The sequence below is a fragment of the Aeromicrobium wangtongii genome (assembly GCF_024584515.1).
Lineage (GTDB): Bacteria > Actinomycetota > Actinomycetes > Propionibacteriales > Nocardioidaceae > Aeromicrobium > Aeromicrobium wangtongii.
Genome location: NZ_CP102173.1, coordinates 3,601,271 through 3,624,617, shown reverse-complemented (window position 1 = coordinate 3,624,617; position 23,347 = coordinate 3,601,271). Strand labels below are relative to the sequence as shown.

23 protein-coding genes are annotated in these 23,347 nt (G+C 69.9%); 14 read left to right on the top strand and 9 right to left on the bottom strand.

Annotation, left to right across the window (positions count from 1 at the left end; translation table 11 throughout):
* Position 1 precedes the first annotated feature (1 nt).
* Complete coding sequence (locus NQV15_RS17765; protein ID WP_232402349.1) at positions 2-526, bottom strand: DUF1697 domain-containing protein; 525 nt, start codon at positions 524-526, stop codon at positions 2-4.
* A 107-nt stretch (positions 527-633) separates the two neighbouring features.
* On the bottom strand, positions 634-2,652 hold the full coding sequence (locus tag NQV15_RS17760) for an NADPH-dependent 2,4-dienoyl-CoA reductase (RefSeq protein WP_232402348.1): 2,019 nt from the start codon (positions 2,650-2,652) through the stop codon (positions 634-636).
* A gap of 26 nt (positions 2,653-2,678) precedes the next feature.
* On the opposite strand from NQV15_RS17760, the gene NQV15_RS17755 reads away from it, so the two are divergent.
* Positions 2,679-2,924, top strand: a complete 246-nt coding sequence (locus NQV15_RS17755; protein WP_232402346.1) for an SCO4848 family membrane protein — start codon at positions 2,679-2,681, stop codon at positions 2,922-2,924.
* Here the strand turns inward: NQV15_RS17755 and NQV15_RS17750 are convergent.
* Positions 2,894-3,439, bottom strand: a complete 546-nt coding sequence (locus NQV15_RS17750; protein ID WP_232402344.1) for a PadR family transcriptional regulator — start codon at positions 3,437-3,439, stop codon at positions 2,894-2,896. The genes NQV15_RS17755 and NQV15_RS17750 overlap by 31 nt on opposite strands.
* 97 nt (positions 3,440-3,536) lie before the next feature.
* Here NQV15_RS17750 and NQV15_RS17745 point away from each other — a divergent pair, with 97 nt between their 5' ends.
* Genes NQV15_RS17745 through NQV15_RS17730 form a run of 4 tightly spaced genes read left to right on the top strand, consistent with a single transcriptional unit; the run spans position 3,537 to position 6,715 of the window.
* Complete coding sequence (locus NQV15_RS17745; protein ID WP_232402342.1) at positions 3,537-4,250, top strand: hypothetical protein; 714 nt, start codon at positions 3,537-3,539, stop codon at positions 4,248-4,250.
* A gap of 23 nt (positions 4,251-4,273) precedes the next feature.
* Complete coding sequence (locus NQV15_RS17740; protein WP_232402340.1) at positions 4,274-5,158, top strand: ABC transporter substrate-binding protein; 885 nt, start codon at positions 4,274-4,276, stop codon at positions 5,156-5,158.
* On the top strand, positions 5,155-5,988 hold the full coding sequence (locus NQV15_RS17735; protein WP_232402339.1) for an amino acid ABC transporter permease: 834 nt from the start codon (positions 5,155-5,157) through the stop codon (positions 5,986-5,988). Before NQV15_RS17740 ends, NQV15_RS17735 begins: the two co-directional genes overlap by 4 nt.
* A 1-nt stretch (position 5,989) precedes the next feature.
* Positions 5,990-6,715, top strand: coding sequence for an amino acid ABC transporter ATP-binding protein (locus NQV15_RS17730; RefSeq protein ID WP_232402337.1), 726 nt, complete (start codon positions 5,990-5,992; stop codon positions 6,713-6,715).
* A gap of 45 nt (positions 6,716-6,760) precedes the next feature.
* Here NQV15_RS17730 and NQV15_RS17725 read toward each other — a convergent pair whose 3' ends face one another.
* From NQV15_RS17725 to NQV15_RS17715, 3 genes are read right to left on the bottom strand one after another with little or no spacing between them, the layout of a single operon-like run.
* Positions 6,761-7,915, bottom strand: a complete 1,155-nt coding sequence (locus NQV15_RS17725; protein ID WP_232402334.1) for an FAD-dependent oxidoreductase — start codon at positions 7,913-7,915, stop codon at positions 6,761-6,763.
* Positions 7,916-7,943: 28 nt separating this feature from the next.
* Complete coding sequence (locus tag NQV15_RS17720; protein ID WP_232402333.1) at positions 7,944-8,903, bottom strand: hypothetical protein; 960 nt, start codon at positions 8,901-8,903, stop codon at positions 7,944-7,946.
* Positions 8,904-8,911: 8 nt separating this feature from the next.
* The gene (locus NQV15_RS17715; RefSeq protein WP_232402330.1) at positions 8,912-9,718 is read right to left on the bottom strand and encodes an alpha/beta fold hydrolase; all 807 of its coding nucleotides are present in this window, start codon (positions 9,716-9,718) and stop codon (positions 8,912-8,914) included.
* Between the two features lie 101 nt (positions 9,719-9,819).
* On the opposite strand from NQV15_RS17715, the gene NQV15_RS17710 reads away from it, so the two are divergent.
* Together NQV15_RS17710 and NQV15_RS17705 are read left to right on the top strand one after the other, a co-directional pair.
* The gene (locus NQV15_RS17710; protein ID WP_232402328.1) at positions 9,820-10,977 is read left to right on the top strand and encodes a CaiB/BaiF CoA transferase family protein; all 1,158 of its coding nucleotides are present in this window, start codon (positions 9,820-9,822) and stop codon (positions 10,975-10,977) included.
* Between the two features lie 26 nt (positions 10,978-11,003).
* Positions 11,004-12,146 (top strand): acyl-CoA dehydrogenase family protein, encoded by a 1,143-nt coding sequence (locus NQV15_RS17705; RefSeq protein ID WP_232402326.1) that lies wholly within the window; start codon positions 11,004-11,006, stop codon positions 12,144-12,146.
* A gap of 19 nt (positions 12,147-12,165) precedes the next feature.
* Here the strand turns inward: NQV15_RS17705 and NQV15_RS17700 are convergent, their stop codons facing one another.
* Entirely contained in the window at positions 12,166-12,888 is a 723-nt protein-coding gene (locus tag NQV15_RS17700) for a MerR family transcriptional regulator (RefSeq protein ID WP_232402324.1), read from the bottom strand.
* Between the two features lie 125 nt (positions 12,889-13,013).
* On the opposite strand from NQV15_RS17700, the gene NQV15_RS17695 reads away from it, so the two are divergent.
* From NQV15_RS17695 to NQV15_RS17665, 7 genes are all read left to right on the top strand, one after another.
* Positions 13,014-14,231: an acetyl-CoA C-acetyltransferase gene (locus NQV15_RS17695; RefSeq protein WP_232402322.1), complete on the top strand. Its 1,218-nt coding sequence runs from the start codon at positions 13,014-13,016 to the stop codon at positions 14,229-14,231.
* Between the two features lie 37 nt (positions 14,232-14,268).
* On the top strand, positions 14,269-16,458 hold the full coding sequence (locus NQV15_RS17690) for a 3-hydroxyacyl-CoA dehydrogenase NAD-binding domain-containing protein (RefSeq protein WP_232402319.1): 2,190 nt from the start codon (positions 14,269-14,271) through the stop codon (positions 16,456-16,458).
* A gap of 196 nt (positions 16,459-16,654) precedes the next feature.
* Entirely contained in the window at positions 16,655-17,707 is a 1,053-nt protein-coding gene (locus NQV15_RS17685; RefSeq protein WP_232402317.1) for a FecCD family ABC transporter permease, read from the top strand.
* 5 nt (positions 17,708-17,712) lie between these two features.
* The gene (locus NQV15_RS17680) at positions 17,713-18,750 is read left to right on the top strand and encodes a FecCD family ABC transporter permease (RefSeq protein WP_232402315.1); all 1,038 of its coding nucleotides are present in this window, start codon (positions 17,713-17,715) and stop codon (positions 18,748-18,750) included.
* Positions 18,747-19,568, top strand: coding sequence for an ABC transporter ATP-binding protein (locus NQV15_RS17675; RefSeq protein WP_232402312.1), 822 nt, complete (start codon positions 18,747-18,749; stop codon positions 19,566-19,568). Before NQV15_RS17680 ends, NQV15_RS17675 begins: the two co-directional genes overlap by 4 nt.
* Before the next feature lie 42 nt (positions 19,569-19,610).
* Positions 19,611-20,240 carry an LON peptidase substrate-binding domain-containing protein gene (locus NQV15_RS17670; RefSeq protein ID WP_232402310.1) on the top strand — a complete coding sequence of 210 codons (630 nt, stop codon included), beginning with the start codon at positions 19,611-19,613 and terminating at the stop codon, positions 20,238-20,240.
* Positions 20,241-20,249: 9 nt separating this feature from the next.
* Entirely contained in the window at positions 20,250-21,146 is an 897-nt protein-coding gene (locus NQV15_RS17665) for an aldose 1-epimerase family protein (RefSeq protein ID WP_232402300.1), read from the top strand.
* Positions 21,147-21,150: 4 nt separating this feature from the next.
* Here NQV15_RS17665 and NQV15_RS17660 read toward each other — a convergent pair whose 3' ends face one another.
* Both NQV15_RS17660 and NQV15_RS17655 read right to left on the bottom strand, forming a co-directional pair.
* Positions 21,151-21,972 (bottom strand): SDR family oxidoreductase, encoded by an 822-nt coding sequence (locus NQV15_RS17660; RefSeq protein WP_232402298.1) that lies wholly within the window; start codon positions 21,970-21,972, stop codon positions 21,151-21,153.
* Positions 21,973-21,989: 17 nt separating this feature from the next.
* On the bottom strand, positions 21,990-23,321 hold the full coding sequence (locus NQV15_RS17655) for a cytochrome P450 (RefSeq protein WP_255670240.1): 1,332 nt from the start codon (positions 23,319-23,321) through the stop codon (positions 21,990-21,992).
* Positions 23,322-23,347: the final 26 nt, after the last annotated feature.

The following is a 23,347-nucleotide window of genomic DNA, read 5'->3' as shown; positions in this document are numbered from 1 at the left end:
GTCAGCCGGCGAGGTCGATCAGCTTGCGGACGGTGTTGAGATTGCGTGCGGTGCCGGGCACGCCCAGGGCGCGGCCGATCGAGTCGCCCTTCATCTCGGGCCGACCGGCACCGTTCGCGTAGCGGATGTGCATCTCGGTCCCGATGACCTGCCACCGGTCGTCGCCCGTCTCGTACGTCTCGGCCTTCGCGATCGCCTCGGCGGTGGGTTCGCCCGCCAGGAACGTGACGTAGGAGTACTTCGGCTCGAGCACCTCGAACGGGTGCGCCTCCAGTGCTGCGGCAACCTCGGCAGGGGTGCGGGAGATGACCTCGCGGAAGAAGCCGAACCGTTCCTGGATGGTCTTCTCGAGCGCACGGTTGAACGTCTCGGGAAGGCCCGGGACGTCGGCGATCAGATTGCCCGAGGCGATGTACGTCGAGACGTCGGTGGCACCGAGCTCGCCCGCGATCGCGCGCAGATCGGCCATCGGCAGCTGCGCGCCGCCGACGTTGACGGCCCGCAGCAGGACGATCTGGCTGCTCATCTGGTCAGTATCCCCCGCGAGTGGCGCAAAAGCGCCCCCGAGTGGCGCAAATTCGGACGACACGCCGTCTCAGAACGTCCACACTGCGCCACTCGCGGAGGGGGTGGTCAGAGGCGGGCGGCGAGCTCGGTGGCCTGCTTGATGGCCCGCTTGGCGTCGAGCTCGGCAGCGACATCGGCTCCGCCGATGACGTGGACGGGGGTGCCGGTGGCCTCCAGCGGCTCGACCAGGTCGCGCACGGACTCCTGACCGGTGCACAGCACAATCGTGTCGACGTCCAGCACCCGCGACTGCTCGTCGACCGTGATGTGCAGCCCGTCGTCGTTGATGAGGTCGTACGTGACGCCCTTGATCATCTCGACGCCGGAGTCCTTGAGCGTCTGCCGGTGCACCCAGCCGGACGTCTTGCCCAGCCCCTTGCCCAGCTCGGTCGCCTTGCGCTGCAGCAGCAAGACCTGACGCTTCGGGGGCGCCTTGAGCTTCGTCGTGAGGCCGCCGCGCTCGAGCGCCGGATCGGTCACGCCCCACCGGGCCATCCAGTGCTCGAGCGACTCCCCGGTCTCGTGCAGCAGGAACTCCGAGACGTCGAAGCCGATGCCACCGGCGCCGATGACCGCGACGGTGTGCCCCACGGGGACCTCTCCGCGGATGACCTGCTGGTAGTCCACGACGCAGGGGTGGTCGACGCCCGGGATGGACGGGATGCGCGGCTCGACGCCGGTCGCGATGACGACCTCGTCGAAACCGTCCAGGTCGGCTGGGGTGACCCGGGTGCCGAGGTGCACCTTGACGCCGGTGACGTCCAGGCGGCGGGAGTAGTAGCGGATCGTCTCGGTGAACTCCTCCTTGCCGGGGATCTGCATCGCGAGCCGGAACTGCCCGCCGAGCTCGTCGAGAGCCTCGAACAGCTCGACGCCGTGACCGCGCCCGGCCAGCTCCGTCGCCGCGGCGAGACCGGCCGGTCCGGCGCCGACGACGGCGATCTTCTTGACCGTGCGCGTCGGGGTCAGGACGAGGGTCGTCTCGTGCCCGGCGCGGGGGTTGACCAGGCAGGAGGCGCGCTTGTTGACGAAGGTGTGGTCGAGGCACGCCTGGTTGCACGCGATGCAGGTGTTGATCTCGTCGGCGCGGTCCTCGGCGGCCTTCTGGACGAAGAACGGGTCGGCGAGCAGCGGACGGGCCATCGAGACCAGGTCGGCCTGCCCCGAGGCGATGATCTGCTCGGCGACCTCCGGGGTGTTGATGCGGTTGGAGGCCACGACCGGCACCGAGACCTCGGGCCGCAGCTTGGCGGTGACGTTGGTGAAGGCCGCGCGCGGTACGGACGTGACGATCGTGGGGATGCGGGCCTCGTGCCAGCCGATGCCGGTGTTGATGATCGACACCCCGGCCGTCTCGATCCGGTGCGCCAGCTCGACGATCTCGTCCCAGCTCTGCGCGTCGTCGACCAGGTCGAGCAATGACATCCGGTACATCACGATGAAGTCGTCACCGACGGCCTCGCGCACCCGCTGGACGATCTCGACGGGGAAGCGCATCCGGCGCTCGGCCGATCCGCCCCAGCGATCGGTGCGGTCGTTGGTGCGGGCGGTCAGCATCTGGTTGATCAGGTAGCCCTCGGACCCCATGATCTCCACGCCGTCGTACCCGGCCCGGCGCGCCAGCACCGCGGACGCCGCGAAGTCGTCGACGGTCCGGTCGACCTCCTTGGTCGTCATCGCCTTGGGGCTGCGGAACGGGGTGATGGGCGACTTGATGGACGAGGCCCCCCGCTTGAACGGGTGGTAGCCGTAGCGGCCGGCGTGCAGCAGCTGCATCACGATCTTGCCGTCGTGCTCGTGCACCGCATCGGTGACGACGCGGTGCTTGTCGGCGAAGCGTCGCGAGGTCATCTGCGAGCCGAACGGCAGCAGCCAGCCGTGCCAGTTCGGTGCGTAGCCGCCGGTCACCGACAGCGCCACGCCTCCTCTGGCCCGCTCGGCGAAGTACGCCGCCAGCTCCGGCAGGTGCTTGGCCCGATCCTCCATGCCGGTGTGCATCGAGCCCATGATGACGCGGTTGCGCAGCGTCGTGTGGCCCAGGTCGAGGGGCTCCAGCAGGTGCGGGTAGGCGGACGTCTGGGTCATGGGTGCTCCTGTGATGGGATGGTCCGGTGATCTCGAAGACAAGTGCCCGGTTCCTGATTCTCGCCGGACTGTTCAACGTCGTGGTCTGGCCGCGCTTCGCCAAGGCGATCGTCGATGACGACCGCGCGTGGGCGGGCGAGCACTGGCACAGCGCCCCGCAGGCCTTCTTCTGGGTGCACGCGGTGCTGATCACCAGCGCGATCCTGATCGGCCTGGGGGTGCTGGTCGTGGGTGTGCGGGCTCATCGGTCCGCCGGTTCCGTCAACCGCTGAAGGATCTCGTCGCACCACGCGATGCCGGCCTGCTCGGACAGGATCCCGCCGCGCAGCACGAGCCAGCCGCCGAGCTCGGCGTCGGCCAGGTCGTCCGGGCGCGGATAGTGCCGGGCGGCGCTGTCCTCGTAGTACGCCAGGCGCTCGACGTGGGCACGGCGGCGGGCGCGCACATCGTCCACGATCGCGGACGCATCCCCGAAGGGCAGCGCCCGGAGCTTGACCGCGAACTCGCTGCGCAGGTGCTCGGCCGGGGTGGGGGCGGACGTCCACCGCGCCAGCTCGTCCCGGCCGGCACGGGTGATGGCGTAGACCTTCTTGTCGGGCCGCCCGTCCTGGGGGACGACCTGCGAGGCGACCCACCCGTCGGTCTCCATGCGCGCGAGCACCTTGTAGATCTGCTGGTGGCTGGCCCTCCAGAAGTGGCCGATGGAGGCGTCGAAGCGCCGGGCCAGGTCGTAGCCCGATGCCGATCGCTCCGCGAGCGACACCAGGATCGCGTGCTCGAGTGCCATGGCCGGCAGCCTAGTATGCAACTAGTTGCAGTGCAATCATCTGCACAGAGAATCCGTGCTGCGGTGCCGGGGACCACTCGCTACCGTGGTCGCCATCATGAACATGACACGGCTGGCAGCGAGCGCGCTGGCGGTGACCCTCCTGGCCGGGTGCGGCGGGACGCAGACCAGTGGGCTGGACCTGCCGGAGTACCACGGGTCCACCGACGCTCCCGGCGTCGCGACGCAGTCGCCCGGCGAGGTGCTGGCCGCCAGCAAGGCGGCCCTGGCGGCGGCCGACTCGGTCAGCATCATGGGTCAGACGTCGTCGCCGGACGGCACGCTGGCTGCGCTGCTGGCCTTCTCCGGCCAGGACGGATCGGGCACGTACTCCTTCGGGGCCGGCGCGTTCCAGCTCCTGATGGTGGGCGGCCGGACCTGGTGGAAGGGCGATGCCCAGGCCTATGCCGGCTTCGACTACGACCTCAAGACCGTGACCCGCAAGATCGCCGATCGCTGGATCATCGCCGGCACCTCCCATCCGCGACTCGCCCGGATCGATGTCCCGACCAGTCGTGAGGAGCTGCTGGACGACATCGTCGACCCCGGCACGGACGGGCTGACCGCCGACGAGACCACGATCGATGGCGCCAAGGTGATCGGTCTCACCACCTCGACCGGCACGTTGTACGTCGAGGCCGACACGAAGCTGCCGGTCCGGCTGGTTTTTGCCGGTGATGCCGGTGACGGCGTCCAGTTCTCGTACGAACCGGTCCCGACGCCGTCGCCGCCGCCCCCTGACCGCATGCTGGATCTGTCCGATCTCAGGTAGCGGCTGGATCTACGATTCGTCCCATGAAGATCACCACCTCCCGCGGCCTGACGACCATCGCCGCGCTGGCGCTCGCGCTCACCGCGGCGTGCGCCCCGACCGACTCCGAGGGAGAGGCCGACAAGACCAAGGCCACCCCGGCATCCACCTCCCTGGCCGACTGCCAGGCGGCCGACCTCCCGGTCCTGGCCGACGGCAAGCTGACCGTCGCGACCGACGACCCCGCCTTCGAGCCGTGGTTCATCGACGACGACCCGAGCAACGGCAAGGGCTTCGAGTCCGCCGTGGCCTATGCCGTCGCCGACAAGCTGGGCTTCGCCAAGGGTGACGTCACCTGGGTCAAGGCCGGGTTCAACCAAGCCGTCCAGGCCGGCAAGAAGAACTTCGACGTCGACATCAACCAGTTCTCGATCACCGCCGACCGCGCCAAGGCCGTCGACTTCTCCAGCCCGTACTACTCGGCCGCCCAGGGCATCATCACGCTCGAGGGCTCGAAGTACGCCAAGGCCGCGTCGCTGGCAGACCTGAAGGACGCCAAGATCGGCGCCCAGATCGCCACGACCTCGCTCGAGGCGGTCAAGCAGATCGACCCGTCGACCGATCCGCTGGTGTACGACGACACGACCAAGGCCGCCCAGGCGCTGCAGAACAAGCAGGTCGACGCGATCGTGGCCGATCTGCCGACCGCGTACTACCTGACCGCCGCCGAGCTGGACGGCGCGACGATCGCCGGGCAGTTCCAGCCCACGACCGGCGAGTCCGAGCAGTTCGGCCTGCTGCTGGCCAAGGGCAGCAAGCTGACCCCCTGCGTCAGCGCAGCGGTCGACGCCCTCGCCGATGACGGCACGCTCGCCGAGCTGGAGAAGGAGTGGTTGAGCCAGGCCACCGACGTGCCTGAGCTGAAGTGACGCCGAGCGAGCGTCAGCTCGAACGCGTCCGCTACCGCCGCCGCCGCGCCCGCAACCGCGGGGCGGTGGCGGTGGTCTCGACGCTGGTGGTGCTGGGTGGCCTGGCCGTCCTGATCACGCAGTCGCCGGGCTGGCCGCGGGTCCGCGAGACGTACTTCAACGTCGGTGACGCGCGGGCTGTCCTGCCCGACGTGGCCACGGCGTTCTGGCTCAACATCAGGCTGTTCCTGGTCGCCGAGGTCTTCATCCTGGTTGTCGCGATCGCCGTCGCGATCATCCGGGTCGTGCCGGCGCCGGCGCTCGCGCCGATCAAGCTGCTGGTCACGATCTACACCGACGTCTTCCGCGGCACCCCCACGATCCTGGTGGTGTTCCTGGTCGGTTTCGGCGTCCCCGCGCTCGGCCTGGCCGGGCTCCCGACCAGCCTGTTCTGGCTGGGCGTCATCGCGCTGACCCTCAGCTATGGCGCGTACGTGTCCGAGGTGCTGCGCGCCGGCATCGTCTCGATCCACCCGACCCAGTGGGCCAGTGGCCGCGCACTCGGCCTGTCGTACGGGCAGACGATGCGCCACATCGTCCTGCCGCAGGCGGTCCGCCGGGTGGCGCCCCCGCTGCTCAACGACTTCGTGTCGCTGCAGAAGGACACCGCGCTGCTGTCGACGATCGGACTGGTCGAGGCGCTGCGCGTCGCCCAGGTCGACGCCGGCCGGACGTTCGCGTTCACGGGCTACGTCGTGGCGGCGGCCTTCTTCATCGTCGCCACGATCCCGCTGGCCCGCTTCACCGACTACCTGACGGTGCGCTCGCTGCGCCGCGAGAACGGGATCTAACGTGCTGAGAGCCGATGCGGTCCGCAAGTCCTTCGGTGACCACGAGGTCCTCCGGGGGATCTCGCTGGACGTCCACGAGGGTGAGGTCGTGTGCCTGATCGGCGCCTCGGGCTCGGGCAAGTCCACGTTCCTGCGCTGCCTGAACCTGCTGGAGCAGGTCGATGACGGCGACATCTGGTTCGACGGCACCGAGATCACCGATCCGCGGATCGACGAGGACGAGATCCGCCGCCAGATCGGCATCGTCTTCCAGGCGTACAACCTGTTCCCGCACCTGTCGGTCGAGCAGAACATCGTGCTGGGCCCGATGAGGTCCCGCGGGGAGAGCCGCGAGACCGCCCGCGAGCGCGCCCGCACGTTGCTCGAGCGGGTAGGACTGGGTGATCGCGGCAGCGCCTATCCCGATGCGTTGTCGGGCGGGCAGCAGCAGCGGGTCGCCCTGGTGCGCGCGATCGCGATGCAGCCGCGGCTCCTGCTGCTGGACGAGATCACCTCGGCGCTCGACCCTCTGCTGGTCGGCGAGGTGCTGGACGTCATCCGCGACCTGCGCCGCGAGGGCATGACGATCGTCATGGCCACCCACGAGATGAGCTTCGCCCGCGAGGTGTCCGATCGGATCGTGTTCATGGCCGACGGCCAGGTGGTGGAGTCCGGACCGCCCGAGCAGCTGTTCACCGCGCCGCGCGATCCGCGGACCGCAGACTTTCTGGCCCGGCATCGCAGCTGAGGAACCCAGGCTGTGCGCGTGGACGACTTCGAGGCGCCGGCTTCCTCACGCGTCGGCGCTGACGACCTCCGCCGCACGCAGGTGCTCGGCGACGCCTCGCGCGGCGGTGCGTCCGGCCCGGTTGGCGCCGATCGTGCTGGCCGACGGTCCGTAGCCGACCATCTGCACACGCGGATCGGCCACGGCGGTCGTCCCGTCGAGCTGGATGCCGCCGAGCGGACTGCGCAGGTGCAGCGGCGCCAGGTGCTCGATCGCCGGCCGGAACCCGGTCGCCCACACGATCACGTCGGCCGGCTCGAACGCCCCGCCCCCTGAGTCTGTCGTCCCGCCCCCTGAGCCTGTCGAAGGGTCCCAGCGGACGCCGTCCGGCTCGATCGAGGTGAACATCGGGCGGCGCGCGGCGTAGGCACCGAGCCGCTCGGCCTCCCGCTCCTGCTCGCGCAGCCGCAGGCCGGTGACGCTGACGACGCTGCGCGGCGGCAGGCCTTGGCGCACCCGCTCCTCGACCTTCGCGACGACCTCACGACCCAGCTCGGGGGTGAAGTCGCGGTCGGTCCAGACCGGTTCGCGGCGGGTGACCCAGATCGTGTCGGTGATCGGGGCGAGTGCGCCGAGGAACTGGACGGCCGATGCGCCGCCGCCGACGACCACGACCCGTTTGCCACGGAAGTGCTCGGGTCCCGGGTAGTCGGCGGTGTGCAGCTGCTCGCCGCGGAACGTCTCGATGCCCGGGTAGTGCGGGATGAACGGGCGGGTCCAGGTGCCGGTCGCGTTGACCAGGGTGCGGGTCGCCCACGTGCCGGCGTCGGACTCGACCACGAGCAAGTTGTCCCCTGAGCCTGTCGAAGGGCCCCCTGAGCCTGCAGGTCCGTCCCCTGAGCCTGTCGAAGGGCGCACCCGCCGAACCCGGACCGGCCGGACGACCGGCAGCTCGAAGCGCCGCTCGTAGTCGGCGAAGTACGCCGGCACGAACGTGTTGGCCCGCTCGCGACCGGTGTCCGGCGGGATCTCGGCCCCCGGCAGGTCCGCGACGCGGTGCACGTCGTTCATGGTCAGCGCGTCCCACCGGTGCTGCCAGGCCCCGCCGGGGCGGTCATCGGCGTCGAGCACGACATGATCGATGCCGCGCCGCCTCAGGTGGTACGACGCCGACAGGCCGGCCTGCCCGGCACCGATCACCAGCGAGTCATGGATCTCCACGGACGGGTCAACGCGCGTCGGACGACCGTCATTCCGAGGGATGCTGCGATGAGTACAGCGCGTCGAGGTGATCGCCGTAGCCGTCCTCCCACAGGGTGCGGTGCACGACGTCGGCCAGCCCACCCTCCTGGTCGATGAAGGTGCGCACCGCACCCAGCTGCCGCTCGATGCCGTCCATCGCGGTGGCCGCGGTTGCCCAGCCGGTCGTCATCGACGCGTCGAACTCGCGCCGGAGCCGGCCGCCGAAGATGCGCAGGACCAGCCGTCCGATGCCCTTGCCCCGCAGCCGGATCTTCGCGCCGACGTCCCAGGAGCGCGCGGACGTCGTGACGCGAGCCGCACCGTCGGCGCGGAACCTGTTGAACTGTCCGGATCCCTCGACCAGCGTGTTGCGGCCTCGGCGCTCGATGGCGGCCAGGTCGACGGTCGCGGTGCCGGTGGCCACGCCGCCGAGGAGCCTGGCCAGGCAGCCGGGAACCTGTTCGGCGGCGATCATCGCGGTGGCGTCGAGACGGCCGGTGGCCTCGATGCGCGGCAGCCGGCCGTGGACCAGGTCGACGTCGACCGACCAGAGCTGGGACGCATCGGTCACGGAGGCGGCCAGGACCCGCGAGTCGTCGGCGCGCAGGACGACGCTGGCCGTGGTCTCGGTCTCCCCGGTCTGCACACTGATCGCCTGGCGCCGGTCGAAGCAGGTGTCCCAGTCGGTGTCCTCCCGGCCCAGGTGCTCCGCGTCGAGGGCGCGCAGCTGCGCGGGATCGGGCTCGAGGACGGGTGTGCGGATCGTGATGTCGTACCGGGCGCCGGGCGAGCGATGCCGGCCCTCGACGAGCCGGACGTCACCGATGGCGGCGCCGGAGATCGGGTTGAGCAGGGCACCCGCGGCGTCGAACCGCAGGGCGGCCCACTCGCCGCGCAGGGCCTCGATGGCACTGGCCAGCAGGGAGACATCGATGCGGCGCAGGCTGCCGGAGGTGGAGAAACGCATGCCTGACCCTAGGCGGCTGCGACCGGCTCCTGCGTCCGGGCGGTGGTGTTCTGGATGACCCGTGCCACGAGGTCCGGGTCGTCGACCATCGGCACGTGGCCGCAGTGCGGCAGGGCGACGTGATCGGCCTCGGGCAACCGCTCCTGCGCGATGGCCGACGAGCTGTACGGCAGGATCAGGTCTCGCGTGCCCCACGCGATCGTGGTGGGCACGTCCAGGTGCAGGCGGAAGGCGTAGTTGCCACCCTTGGCGATCGTCCGCTCGAAGCCCGTGCACCGCTTGAGGGCGAGGGCGTCGCCGTAGACCTCGTCGGCGGTGAACCGCTCGGGATGCGTGTAGAGGCTGAAGCCGGCGAGTCGGCGCCCCACCGCGCTGCGGGACAGGGTGCGGAGCGCGCGGTCGGGCAGCTGGCTGGTCAGCCGCAGCATGACCAGCAGGCCGAGGGTCTGGATCCGGTTGAGCGTGCCGAAGAATCCCGCCGGGCTCAGCGCCGTCACGGACCGGGCGAGCCCGCGGGCGCCCAGCTCGAGGGCGATGGCGCCGCCGAGGGAGTTGCCCGCCACGTGCGGGCGGTCGATGCCCCACGCGGCGAAGTTGTCGCTCAGGTTCTGGCACGCATGGTCCATGTCGTAGGAGGCGCTCGCGGGATAGGCGGGGGACTCGCCGAACCCGGCCAGGTCGACCGCGATGACGTCATGGGACTGCGCGAGCAGGTCGAGCACGGGGTTCCATGCCTGGCGGCGGTGGCCGATGCCGTGGATCAGGACGAGGGGTTCGCCGGAGCCCTTGCGGGTGTAGGCCAGTTCGGAGAGCATGCGCGTCAAGATACCGACGGTATGCGGATCTGTCCACGCTGGTGTGGTCCGGAGCACACCCCTGCTTGCGACGTTGACAGTTCTACTGTCACAATTGGGCTGTGACGATTTCTGAGAAGTCCGGACCCCTGCACGGCGTGCGTGTCATCGAGCTCGTGGGCATCGGCCCCGGCCCCTTTGCCGCGATGCTGCTGGCCGACCTGGGCGCCGATGTCATCCGTGTCGACCGCCCCGGCGGCAACGCCCTCCAGCTCGGTCCTGCCGACAAGGACATCCTGGGCCGCGGCCGTCCGTCGGTCGCCCTGAACCTGAAGGACCCGCGCGGCGCGGCGACCGTGCTCGACCTGGTCGAGTCCGCCGACATCCTGATCGAGGGACTGCGCCCCGGTGTGACCGAGCGCCTCGGCCTGGGCCCCGAGGACTGCCACGCGCGCAATCCGCGACTGGTCTACGGCCGCATGACCGGCTGGGGCCAGGACGGACCGCTGGCGCAGTCCGCGGGCCATGACATCAACTACATCTCGATCGCCGGCGCCCTCGGCGCCATCGGCCGCGCGGGCGGGCCGCCGCAGGTGCCACTGAACCTGGTGGGCGACTTCGCCGGCGGATCGATGTACCTGGTGACCGGCGTGCTGGCCGCCCTGACCCACGCCCGCGCGACCGGTGAGGGCCAGGTCGTCGACGCGGCCATCACCGACGGCACGGCGCACCTGATGTCGATGATCGTGGCCCTGCAGCAGTCCGGCAGCTGGAGCGAGCAGCGCGGCACCAACATGCTCGACACCGGGACGCCGTTCTATGACGTCTTCGAGACGTCCGACGGCCAGTGGATGTCCGTCGGCCCCCTCGAGCCGCAGTTCTTCGCCGCGCTGATCGAAGGGCTCGGGCTGACCGATGCGCCCGGCCAGTTCGAGTTCGCCCGCTGGGACGAGCTGCGCGCGCTGCTCACCACGACGTTCGCCGGGCGCACCCGCGCCGAGTGGGAACAGGTCTTCGAGGGCACGGACGCCTGTGTGGCGCCGGTGCTGAGCCTCACCGAGGCCTATGCGCACCCGCACAACGTCGCGCGCGGGACGTTCGTCGAGCGCGACGGGCTGACCCAGCCCGCGCCGGCTCCGCGGTTCTCCGCGACGCCCGCGACCCTGACCACGCCGCCGCAGCGCGCCGGCGCGAGCACGACCGAAGCACTGACCGCCTGGGGCATCGCCGATGTCGACCAGCTGATCGCCGACGGCATCGCCGTCCAGGCAGACCACTAAGCCACGAGAACAAGAAGAGGGCCATCATGCAGCGAGGCATCTACGAAGCCGATCACGACGCGTTCCGCGACACCGTCCGGGCATTCTGCGAGAAGGAGATCGCGCCGCACCACGACCAGTGGGAGAAGGACAGCATCGTCCCGCGGGAGATCTGGGAGAAGGCCGGCGCGCTCGGCCTGCTCGGGTTCATGATGCCCGAGGAGTTCGGCGGAGGCGGCATGAACGACTTCCGCTTCAACGCGATCATGTCCGAGGAGATGATCCGCATCGGCGCCAGCGGCGTGGGCTTCGTGCTGCACACCGACCTGGTCTCCGGCTACCTGCTGTCGTACGCGACCGAGGAGCAGAAGAAGCGCTGGCTGCCCAAGTTCTGCACCGGCGAGACGATCACCGCGATCGCGATGACCGAGCCGGGCACCGGCTCGGACCTGCAGGCCATCCAGACCACCGCGATCCGCGACGGTGACCACTACGTCGTCAACGGCGCCAAGACGTTCATCTCCAACGGCATCCTGGCCGACCTGGTGATCGTCGCGGCCAAGACCGATCCCTCCGCCGGAGCGATGGGCGTCTCGCTGATCGTCCTCGAGCGTGGCATGGAGGGCTTCGAGCGCGGCCGCAACCTGGACAAGATGGGCCTGAAGGCACAGGACACCGCCGAGCTGTTCTTCGACAACGTCCGCGTCCCCGCCGAGAACCTGCTGGGCGAGGAGGGCAAGGGCTTCATCTATCTGATGGAGAAGCTGCCGCAGGAGCGTCTCGCGATCTCGGTCGGCGCGATCGCCGCGACCCGCGCGATCATCGACATGACGCTGGACTACGTCAAGGAGCGCAAGGCGTTCGGCAAGCCGATCGGCTCGTTCCAGAACTCTCGCTTCGTGCTGGCCGAGCTCGAGACCGAGCTGCAGATCGGTCAGGCCTTCGTCGACAAGAGCATCGTCGCGCTGTCCAAGGGCGAGCTGACGATCGAGGAAGCCGCGATGGGCAAGTGGTGGACGACCGAGCTGCAGAACCGGGCCGCGGCCAAGTGCCTGCAGCTGCACGGCGGCTACGGGTACATGAGCGAGTACCCGATCTCCAAGGCGTACACCGACAGCCGCATCCAGACGATCTACGGCGGCACGACCGAGATCATGAAGGAGATCATCGGCCGCACGATGGGCCTGTGACCCCGGCGGTCCGCCGCCGTCAGCTCTCGGCCCGGCGGCGGACCGTCTCGCGCTTCGACTCGTCGACCGCGGTCTCGTAGGCCGTCACGAGCGCCTGGATCGTCAGCGGCTTGAACCGCTCGATCAGCGCCGTGATGTCCTCGACCGGACGGCCGGACGCGCGCAGCTCTGGCCACCACATCGTGCGGAAGACCTCGGTGATCTCCCGGGCGACGGCACGGCCGGCCTCGTCGAAGATGCGCCGCGATGCGTGGGCGACCTCGATGGGCATGTCGGTCTCGATGAACTGCATGCCGACCGCCAGGTGGGCCGGGGCGACCTGGAAGACGTCCTCGACGGGCGTCGGCTCGACCACGCCCAGGGCGACCAGCATCTCGATGTCGTCATCGCTCAACGCCCGGCCGGCCCGCACCTCGAGCGCGGCCCGGTCCAGCTCCTCCGGACGATCCGCCATCCACGGGGCCAGCAGCGTGCGGTGCACCGCGACCTGCTCGGGGGTCGCGTCGGCGGGGATGTTCTCGAGGTAGCCCTCGATCGCCGACAGCGTGAAGCCGTGGGCCTGCAGCTCGCGGACCAGCTCGAGCCGGGCGAGGTGATCGGGCCCGTAGAAGCCGTTGCGGCCCTCGCGGCGGGGCGGCGGGATGAGTCCGCGGCCGGCGTAGAAGCGCACGGTGCGGACCGTCATGCCCACCCGGGCCGCGAGCTGCTCGACGCTCATGGTCTCGGCGGGAGTGGTGGTCATGGTCACGACCATATGGCACCCCCAACCCTTTGACTTTGACAGTGTTGCTGTCACAATTCAGACGGGCCCCACCCTGTGGTGCCCGCACATCGGATTCTGCGAGACTCTTCTGTAAGGAAACTGCCATGACCGAGGCCTTCGTCTACGACGCCATCCGCACGCCGCGAGGTCGCGGCAAGAAGTCCGGCTCACTCCACGAGGTCAAGCCGATCTCGTTGGTCACCGGCCTGATCGACGAGATGCGCAAGCGCAACCCCAGCCTGGACACCGATGGCATCGAGGACCTGATCCTCGGCTGCGTGTCCCCTGTCGGCGACCAGGGCGCCGACATCGCCAAGACCGCTGCCCTCGCGGCCGGTCTGCCCGACACCGTCGCCGGCGTCCAGCTCAACCGCTTCTGCGCCTCCGGCCTGGAGGCCGTCAACCAGGCCTCCGCCCGCGTGCGCTCGGGCTGGGAGGACCTGATCCTCGCCGGTGGCGTCGAGTCCATGAGCCGTGTGCCCATGGCCTCGGACGGCGGCGCGTGGGCCATGGACCCGCAGACCGCCTTCGACACCGACTTCGTGCCCCAGGGCATCGGCGCCGACCTCATCGCGACGGTCGAGGGCTACAGCCGCCTCGACGTCGACACGTTCGCCGCCGAGTCGCAGGCGCGTGCCGCCAAGGCCATCGCCAACGGCTACTTCAAGAACTCGGTCATCCCGGTCAAGGACGCCTCGGGCCTGACGATCCTGGATCACGACGAGTTCGTGCGTGAGGGCACGACCGCCGAGGGCCTGGGCAAGCTGCCCCCGTCGTTCGCGCAGATCGGCGACCAGGGTGGCTTCGACGCCGTCGCGCTGGAGAAGTACCACTGGGTCGAGAAGATCAACCACGTCCACCACGCCGGCAACTCCTCGGGCATCGTCGACGGCGCCGCCCTGGTGCTGATCGGCAACGAGGCGGCCGGTGAGCGTCACGGCCTCAAGCCGCGCGCCCGCATCCTGTCGGCCGCGGTGTCGGGCTCCGAGCCCACCATCATGCTGACGGGCCCCGGACCGGCCAGCCTCAAGGCGCTGGAGCGCGCCGGCCTGAGCATCGGTGACATCGACCTGCTCGAGATCAACGAGGCCTTCGCGGCCGTCGCCCTGCGCCTCATGAAGGACCTCGGCGGCTACCCGCACGACCAGACCAACGTCAACGGTGGATCGATCGCCATGGGCCACCCGCTCGGCGCGACCGGCGCGATGATCCTCGGCACGCTGATCGACGAGCTCGAGCGTCGCGACCAGCGCTACGGCCTGGCCACGCTGTGCGTCGGCGGCGGCATGGGCATCGCCACCGTCGTCGAGCGCCTCAGCTGATCGTCCCCTCCCACCCTTTTTCAAGAAAGACACACATATGACTCAGGCAGTGCGTTACGAGGTCGAGGGCGGAATCGCCAACATCGTCCTGGACGACCCCAACCAGAGCGCCAACACGATGAACGCCGACTACGCGGAGTCGATGGCCACGGCCGTCGACCAGCTGGTCAACGACATCGCGGCCGACGCCGACTCCATCAAGGGCGTCATCATCTCCTCGGCGAAGAAGACCTTCTTCGCCGGCGGTGACCTCAAGCTCATGACCCAGGCGACCCCGGCCGACGCCGAGCGCCTGTTCGACGAGGTCGAGACCATCAAGGCCACGCTGCGCAAGCTCGAGACCTCGGGCAAGCCCGTCGTCGCGGCGATCAACGGAGCGGCCCTCGGTGGCGGCCTGGAGATCGCGCTCGCGGCCCACCACCGCATCGCGGTCGACGGCGGCTACTCGATCGGCCTGCCCGAGGCGACCCTCGGCCTGCTGCCCGGCGGCGGTGGCGTCACCCGCACCGTGCGCATGTTCGGCATCTCCGACGCGCTGATGAAGTTCCTGCTCCAGGGGCAGCAGATGAAGCCCGCCAAGGCGCTCTCGGAGGGCCTCGTCGACGAGCTCGTCGCGACGCAGGACGAGCTCATCCCGGCCGCGAAGGCGTGGATCGAGGCCAACGCAGGCAACGAGGAGGCTGCCTCGCAGCCGTGGGACCGCAAGGGCTACCGCATGCCGGGTGGACTGCCGTCCAACCCCAAGCTCGCGGCCTTCCTGCCGGCGTTCCCCGCGAACCTGCGCAAGCAGACCAAGGGTGCGCTGTACAAGGCGCCGCGCGCGATCATGAGCGCCGCGGTCGAGGGCGCGCAGGTCGACTTCGACACCGCATCGCGCATCGAGTCGCGCTACCTGGTCAGCCTGATCATCGGTCAGCAGTTCAAGAACATGACGCAGGCCTTCTTCTTCGACCTCGGCGCCATCAACGCCGGCAAGTCCCGCCCCGAGGGCATCGCGCCCACGAAGGCGGAGAAGATCGCGGTCATCGGCGCCGGCATGATGGGCGCGGGCATCGCGTACGTCTCGGCGAAGGCCGGATTCGACGTCGTCCTCAAGGACATCTCGATGGAGGCTGCCGAGAAGGGCAAGTCCTACAGCCAGAACCTGGTCGACAAGGCCGTCTCGCGCGGACGCCTCTCGCAGGAGAAGGCCGACGAGCTGCTGGCCCGCATCACGCCCACCGATGACTACGCCGCTCTGGAGGGCAGCGACTTCGTGATCGAGGCCGTCTTCGAGTCGGTCAAGCTCAAGCACGAGGTCTTCGGCGAGCTGCAGAAGGTCGTCAAGCCGGACGCGCTGCTCGGCTCCAACACGTCGACGCTGCCGATCACGATCCTGGCCGACGGTGTCGAGCGTCCCGAGGACTTCATCGGCATCCACTTCTTCAGCCCCGTCGACAAGATGCCGCTGGTCGAGATCATCGCGGGCGAGAAGACGTCCGACGAGGCCATCGCCCGCGTCATCGACTACACCAAGGCGATCAAGAAGACCCCGATCGTCGTCGGCGACAGCCGCGGCTTCTTCACCAGCCGCGTCATCGGCACCTTCGTCAACGAGGGCATCGGCATGCTCGCCGAGGGCGTCTCGCCGGTCTCGATCGAGCGCGCCACGACGCAGGCCGGCTTCCCGGCTCCCGTCCTGCAGCTCAGCGACGAGCTGAACCTGGAGCTCATGGTCAAGATCCGCAACGAGTCGAAGGCCGCCGTCGAGGAGGCCGGAGGCACCTGGGAGCCGAACGCTGCCGAGGCCATCATCGACCAGATGATCGAGATCGGTCGCCCCAGCCGCCTCAAGGGTGCCGGGTTCTACGAGTACGTCGACGGCAAGCGTCAGGGACTGTGGAGCGGCCTGGCCGAGAAGTTCCCGGTCGCCGACGAGCAGCCCCCGTTCGAGGACCTCAAGGAGCGTCTGACGTTCATCATGAGCCTCGAGACGATCAAGTGCCTGGACGAGGGCGTGCTCCGCACGACCCAGGACGCCAACATCGGCTCGATCTTCGGCATCGGCTTCCCGGCGATGCAGGGCGGCGCCATCCAGTACGTCAACGGCTACGAGGCCGCTGACGGCTCCATCGGCGTCGAGGCCTTCGCGGCTCGCGCCCAGGAGCTGGCCGCCAAGTACGGCGACCGGTTCACCCCGCCGGCCTCGCTGCTGGAGAAGGCCAAGAACGGCGAGAAGTTCGCCTGATCGCAAACCTTCACGACGCTGCCCCCGGACCCCTGGTCCGGGGGCAGCGTCGGTTTACCACGGTCCCTCCGCAAACCTCGTCCGCCCCACGGAAATCTCCCACGGGCGGACGACGTTTGCGGAGGGACCGTGGTAAACCGTCGGCGGGACGGGTTGGCAAGGCATACCTAAGTTGCTGGGGTACCCTGAAGATGCCATGAGCGTCACCGCCGGCCCCCGGGCCTCGATCGAGCAGCGCCCGCAGCAGCGCTCGCGGGCGGCTCTGGTGACGGGGCTGGTGATCCTGCTCGGCGCCCTGGTCGTGGTCTGCTTCTTCAGCATCACGATGGGCGCCCGCGGCGTGGGCCCCGGCACCATCTGGAAGGCGTTCAGCGACTACGACCCCTCGGCCGCCTCGGAGACCGTCATCCGCGAGATGCGCGTCCCGCGGACGCTGATCGGGCTGTTCGCGGGGGCCGCGCTCGGGCTCAGCGGCACCATCTTGCAGGGACTGACCCGCAATCCACTCGCCGATCCGGGCATCATGGGCATCAACGCGGGTGCCGCCGCGGCGATCGTCTTCAGCATCATGGTGCTCGGCGCGCAGTCGCCGGGTACGTACGTCTGGTTCGCCTTCGCCGGTGCCGGCATCGCGACCGTCGCGGTCTACGGCATCGCCTCGTTCGGCCGGGAGGGCGCGACCCCGGTCAAGCTGGCACTGGCGGGTGCAGCGGTCACCGCGATGCTGACCTCGGTGACCAATGCGATCGTGCTCAACAACGAGTCCGCCCTCAACGAGCTGCGGTTCTGGCAGGTCGGCTCACTGGCCGGCCGCTACTTCCCGGTGTTCTGGCAGACGCTGCCATTCCTGGTGATCGGCATCGTCGTGGCGCTGGGCGCCGGGCGCGCGCTGAACGGCCTCGCGCTCGGCGAGGACCTGGCCCACGCGCTGGGACAGCGGGTGCGGCTGACGCGGATCGTGATGTTCGTGACCGTCGCGGTCCTGTGCGGTGCCGCGACAGCGGCCTGCGGGCCGGTCGTGTTCGTGGGACTGGTCGTCCCCCACATGGCACGGATGATCTGCGGGCCCGACTACCGCTGGATCCTGGCCTATGCACTGGTGCTCACCCCGATCATCCTGCTGATCGCCGACATCGCCGGACGCGTCATCGTCTCGCCCGGTGAGCTGCAGGTCGGCGTCGTGCTGGGCGTCATCGGCGCACCCGTGTTCATCCTGCTGGTCCGCTACCGCAGCATCACGGAGCTCTGAGCGCGGTGGCCACCACGCTCGCGCCCCCCCACGTCCTGGCCGGACGCGCTCGCCGCCGTCGCCGGTCGGTGCTGGTCACCAGCGCGCTCGCGGTCGTCGTCCTGTGCCTGTTCGTCCTGACGATGATGGTCGGCAGCTACTACGTCTCACCCGTCGACGTCATCGCCTCGGTGCTGCACCTGCGCGACGACCCCACGACCGACTTCATCGTGCGTGACCTGCGGCTCCCGCCGGCCGCGACCGCGCTCGCCGTGGGCGTGGCCCTGGGCACCGCCGGCACCATCTTCCAGCGGCTGCTGGGCAATCCGCTGGCGTCGCCGGACTTCGTGGGTGTCTCGTCCGGCGCGAGCCTGTTCGCGGTCTCCGCGATCCTGGTGTTCCACGCCGGCAGCGCCGCGGTGGCCGGGTCGGCGTTGGTGGGCGCGCTGCTCACGGCACTGCTGATCTACCTGCTGGCCTGGCGCGACGGGATCACCGGCTACCGGTTCATCCTGATCGGCATCGGCGTCTCCCAGTTCATGATGTCGATCATCGGCTACGTCCTCTCCCGCGCACAGCGCTACGAGGCCGGCGAGGCCATGACCTGGCTGGTCGGCTCGGTCGGTCGCTCCGGCACCGGCGAGCTGCGCGCCCTGATCGTCGCCGTGCTCGTCATCGTCCCGCTGGTGATCATGCTGGACCGTCCGCTGCGCATGCTGGAGCTCGGCGACGACACCGCGACAGCCCTCGGCGCCCGGGTCGAGCCGGTCCGGCTGGCCCTGCTGGGGGTGGCGATCGTGCTGGTCGGCTTCGCCGCCGCTGCTGCCGGACCGCTCATGTTCGTCGCCCTGATCGCCGGACCCGTCGCCCTGCGGCTGACCGGTCCGGCCGGCAGCATCGTGGCCAGCGGGCTGGTCGGCGCCATCATCGTGCTGGGGGCCGACCTGGTGGCCCAGCACCTGCTCCCCGCGGTCCTGCCGACCGGGGTCGTCACCGGCATCATCGGGGCGCCCTACCTCATCTGGCTCCTCGCCACCGTCAACCGGGAAGGACGCGGCGGATGACCTCACACGAACTGCGGGCCGAGAACCTCACCCTCGGCTACGCCGACACCGACATCGTCACCGATCTGGACGTCCAGATCCCCGACGGCCGCATCACGGTCATCGTGGGCGCCAACGCCTGCGGCAAGTCGACGCTGCTGCGCGGACTCGCCCGGCTGCTGGCCCCCCGGGGCGGCCAGGTCATCCTGGACGGTCGGGCGATGCAGGACATGAAGAGCGTCGACGTGGCCCGGGTGCTCGGCCTGCTGCCGCAGTCGCCCGTCGCACCGGACGGCATCACGGTCGGCGACCTGGTCGGCCGCGGACGCTATCCGCACCAGGGCTGGTTCCGTCGGTGGAGCGCCGAGGACGAGCGCGCCGTCGCGGCAGCCCTCGAGGCCACCGGCACGACCGAGCTCGCCGACCGGAGCATCGCCGAGCTCTCCGGCGGGCAGCGGCAGCGGGTGTGGGTCGCCATGGCGCTGGCCCAGGACACCGATCTGCTGCTGCTGGACGAGCCCACGACCTTCCTGGACATCAACCACCAGGTCGAGCTGCTGGACCTGCTGACCGACCTGAACCGCGAGTCGGGCAAGACGATCGTGCTGGTCCTGCACGACCTCAACCTGGCCTGCCGCTACGCCGATCACATCATCGCGATGAAGAACGGCGCGATCCTCGCCGAGGGCGCGCCGCGGGACGTCATCGACGCGGCGGTCGTCACCGAGGTGTTCGGCCTGGCCTGCGAGATCGTCTCCGATCCGGTCAGCAACACCCCCATGGTCGTCCCGCGCGGACGCCATCACGCGTCCGGGGCGGTCATCCGCGCGCTCGCCTGAGACTGGGGTTGCCGCCTGCCCGCGGCGTGATGGGATGACCACATGGACGAGCTGGCCGACATCCCCATGTTCCCGCTGGGCTCGGTGCTGTTCCCGGCGATGCCGCTGGCGCTGCGGGTCTTCGAGCCCCGCTACCTGCAGCTGCTGCAGGACGTCATGCCCGACGGCACGTCGGAGTTCGGCGTCGTGCTGATCGAGCGCGGCCAGGAGGTCGGCGGCGGCGAGAAGCGGTTCGACATCGGCACCGTGTGCCAGATCGCCGATGTGAAGGTCGCCGACGGCTATCTCGCGGTCCTGGGGGAGGGGACCCGGCGGATCGAGGTCGTCGAGTGGCTCGCGGAGGACCCGTACCCCCGCGCCCGGGTGCGCGAGCTGCCGCCCCTGGTGTGGGACGAGTCCCTCCTGAGCCGGCGCGAGCAGACCGAGGCGCTGGTGCGCCGGACGCTCCTGCAGGCCAGCGAGTTCGAGGACCAGGCCTGGTCGGCATCGGTGCAGCTGAGCGAGGACCCGGTCGAGTCGCTGTGGCAGCTGGCCGCGGTCGCACCCCTCGGACCGTTGGACCAGCTGCGGCTGCTGCGGTGCGCGACGCCGCGCGAGCTGCTGGACGCCATCTTCATCGCGACACAGGACGCCGGGGAGATCTACGACGCACGGGGCACGCAGGGCCCGTAGGCTCGAGCCATGCTGACTCTTCGCGGCGGCGGGGGCACCGCCGAGATCTCCGAGCAGGGCGCGGAACCGCACTCCCTGCGCGGTGCCGACGGCCACGAGTACCTGTGGCAGGCCGGGGAGCAGTGGCGCCGGCACGCGCCGATCCTGTTCCCGATCGTGGGCCGGGTGCCGGACGACACCATCCACGTCGACGGCCGGACCTATCCGCTGACCCAGCACGGATTCGCCCGCGACCTGACCTGGGAGGTCGTCCAGTCCGACGAGTCGTCCGCGACGCTGCGCCTCCGCGACAGCGACCAGACCCGGGAGCGGTTCCCGTTCGCCTTCGAGCTGACGGCGCACTACGCGATGGACGATCACGGGCTGGCCACGACGTATGAGGTCAGCAATCCCCCGCAAGCGGGAGGTGCCCCCACCACCGGCGAGGTCGACCTGCCGGTCTCGATCGGCTCGCACCCGGCCTTCGCCTGGCCGCTGGAGCCGGGGGCCGCCAGGACCGAGCACGTCGTGGTGTTCGACCAGCCCGAGCCGGCGCCCATCCGGCGGCTGGACCACACGCTGGTGCTCCCCGACAACCAGCCGACCCCGATCGAGGGGGCGACGCTGCGGCTCGACCCGGCACTGTTCGAGCCCGATGCGATCGTCATGGACCAGGTCGCCAGCCGCGGCCTGCGCTACCTCGCGCCGTCGGGTCGCGGGCTGCGGATGACGTGGGACGACGTCTTCGACGTCTTCGTGGTGTGGTCACGCCCGACCGGGGCGGACCTGTTGTGCCTGGAGCCCTGCGTCGGCGGGGCGGCGCCGATCGACTTCACCGGCGACCTGCGCGACAAGCCCGGCACCCGGATCGTCGAGCCGGGTGCCGTGCTGCGCGCGTCCTACCGGGTCGACCCGATCACGCCCTGACCCCTCACGACGAGGCGCGGCGCTCGTACTCCTGGCGTGCCTCGACGTCGATGCTGCGCAGCGCGTCGTCGGCGCCGACCAGGTGGCTGGCGGTGTCGCGCAGGCGGCGCGGCAGGGCGTTCGTGGTGTAGAACAACCCCTTGCTCCAGGCCGGCACCCAGGTCTCGAAGCGCGGCTTGCCGGCGACGCTGACGATGGCGGCGGCGACCTCCTCGGGCTGCACCGCACGCATGCCCTTGGTGGCCGACACACCGGCCGCGAGCTCGGTGTTGACGACGGTCGGCAGGACGCACGAGACGTCCACCCCTGCCGGCGCCAGCTCGGACTGCATCGCCTCGGAGAACCCCATCACGGCGTACTTGCTGGCGCTGTACGTCGCGCCGTTCGCGACCGCGATCCGACCCACGGCCGACGCGATGTTGATGATGTGCCCCGACCGCCGGGCGATCATCGAGGGCGCGACGAGCTTGGTGCCGGTGATGACGCCACGCAGGTTGATGTCGATGATCCGGTCGGTCATGGCATCGTCCTCGTCGACCAGCGGCGACAGCGGCATGATGCCGGCGTTGTTCACGAGGATGTCGATGGGTCCCTGCTGCCGGGCGACGTCGATGAACCGCGCGTACGACTCGCGGTCGGCGACGTCGACGGCGTGGCCGACGGCCCGGCCGCCGACCTGCTGGGCAGCCTTGGCGGCGACGTCGTCGTCCAGGTCGCCGATCACGACGATCGCGCCAGCGGCGGCGAACTGGGATGCCGTCGCCAGACCGATGCCGCGGCCGGCTCCGGTGATGACGACGACCTGGTTGGTCAGGTTCTTGGGCATGGGTGCTCCTCGGAAGATCAGCGACGGACCAGACGGACCGGCTGGCCGTCCTTGGGGTAGGGCAGCGAGGCGTAGCTCATGGGCACCCGGTAGCCCGGGTCGACGGTCCACTCGAACTGGCGCAGCAGGTGGACCAGGATCGTCTTGACCTCCGCGCCGGCGAAGAACAGGCCGATGCACTTGTGGACCCCTCCGCCGAAGGGCTCCCACGCGTAGCGGTGCACCTTGTCGTCGCGACGGTCGTCGGCGAAGCGCTCGGGGTCGAAGCGCTCGGGGTCGTCCCACAGCTCGGGCATGTGGTGCGACATGTGCACCATGACCGCGACGAGCCGGTCGGCGGGGATGCGGTGGCCGAGCACCTCGGTCTCCTTGACCGTCTTGCGGGCCAGGACCGGCACGGGCGGGACGATCCGCAGGCTCTCCTTCATGACCATGTCGATCGCGACGAGCTGGTCCAGATCGGCCAGCGTCGGGTTCTCGGGCAGCGCGAGTGCCTCCTCGCGGCAGCGCTGCTGCCACTCCGGATGCTGTCCGAGCTGCTGCATCACGGTCGAGACGGTGATCGTGGACGTGTCGTGGGCGGCCATGAGCAGGAAGATCATGTGGTTGACGATGTCCTCGTCGCTGAACCGCTCGCCGTCCTCGGTCTCCAGCTGGCACAGCACCGAGAACAGGTCGTCCCCGGGCATCTCGCGCTTGACCGCCAGGTGCCGGCCGAAGAACTCCTCGAGCAGTCGGCGTCCGCGGATGGCACGACCCCAGCGGGTGCCGGGGATGTTGGCGCGCACCAGTGCGGTCGCGGACTGCACGCAGTCGATGAAGGCCTGGTTGACCCGGTCGAGCTCATCGGCCGTCGCCAGGTCGGCGCCGCCCATGAACACGGTCGCCGCCAGGTCGAGGGTCAGCTCCTTGAGGGCGGGATAGGCCAGGAACTCCGGATCGGGCTGCCACTGTGCGATCCCGGTGGCGACGGCAGGCTGCAGGGCCGCGGTGTAGCCCTCGAGCCGGTCACGGGTGAAGGCCGACTGCATGATGCGCCGGTGGCGGTGGTGCTCATCGAAGTCCAGCAGCATCAGGCCGCGGTCGAAGAACGGGCCGACCAGGTAGCCCCAGCCGTCGCCGCTGGCGAATGCCTTGTCGGCGTTGCGGAGGGCTGCCTCGCAGGCATCGGGGCCCAGCAGGACGGTCCAGCGCTTGCCGATGAAGTCGATGTCGGACACGGGACCCCAGCCTTCGTACTGGGTTCGCATCATGGTCAGCGGGTCGCGGACGTACTGCAGGGTGCTGCCGATGTACGGCACGCCGCGACGGCGGGGAGGGGCTTCGGTGGTCTGGCTCACAACAGGCATCTTGATTCAGACAGGACGTTCTGTCA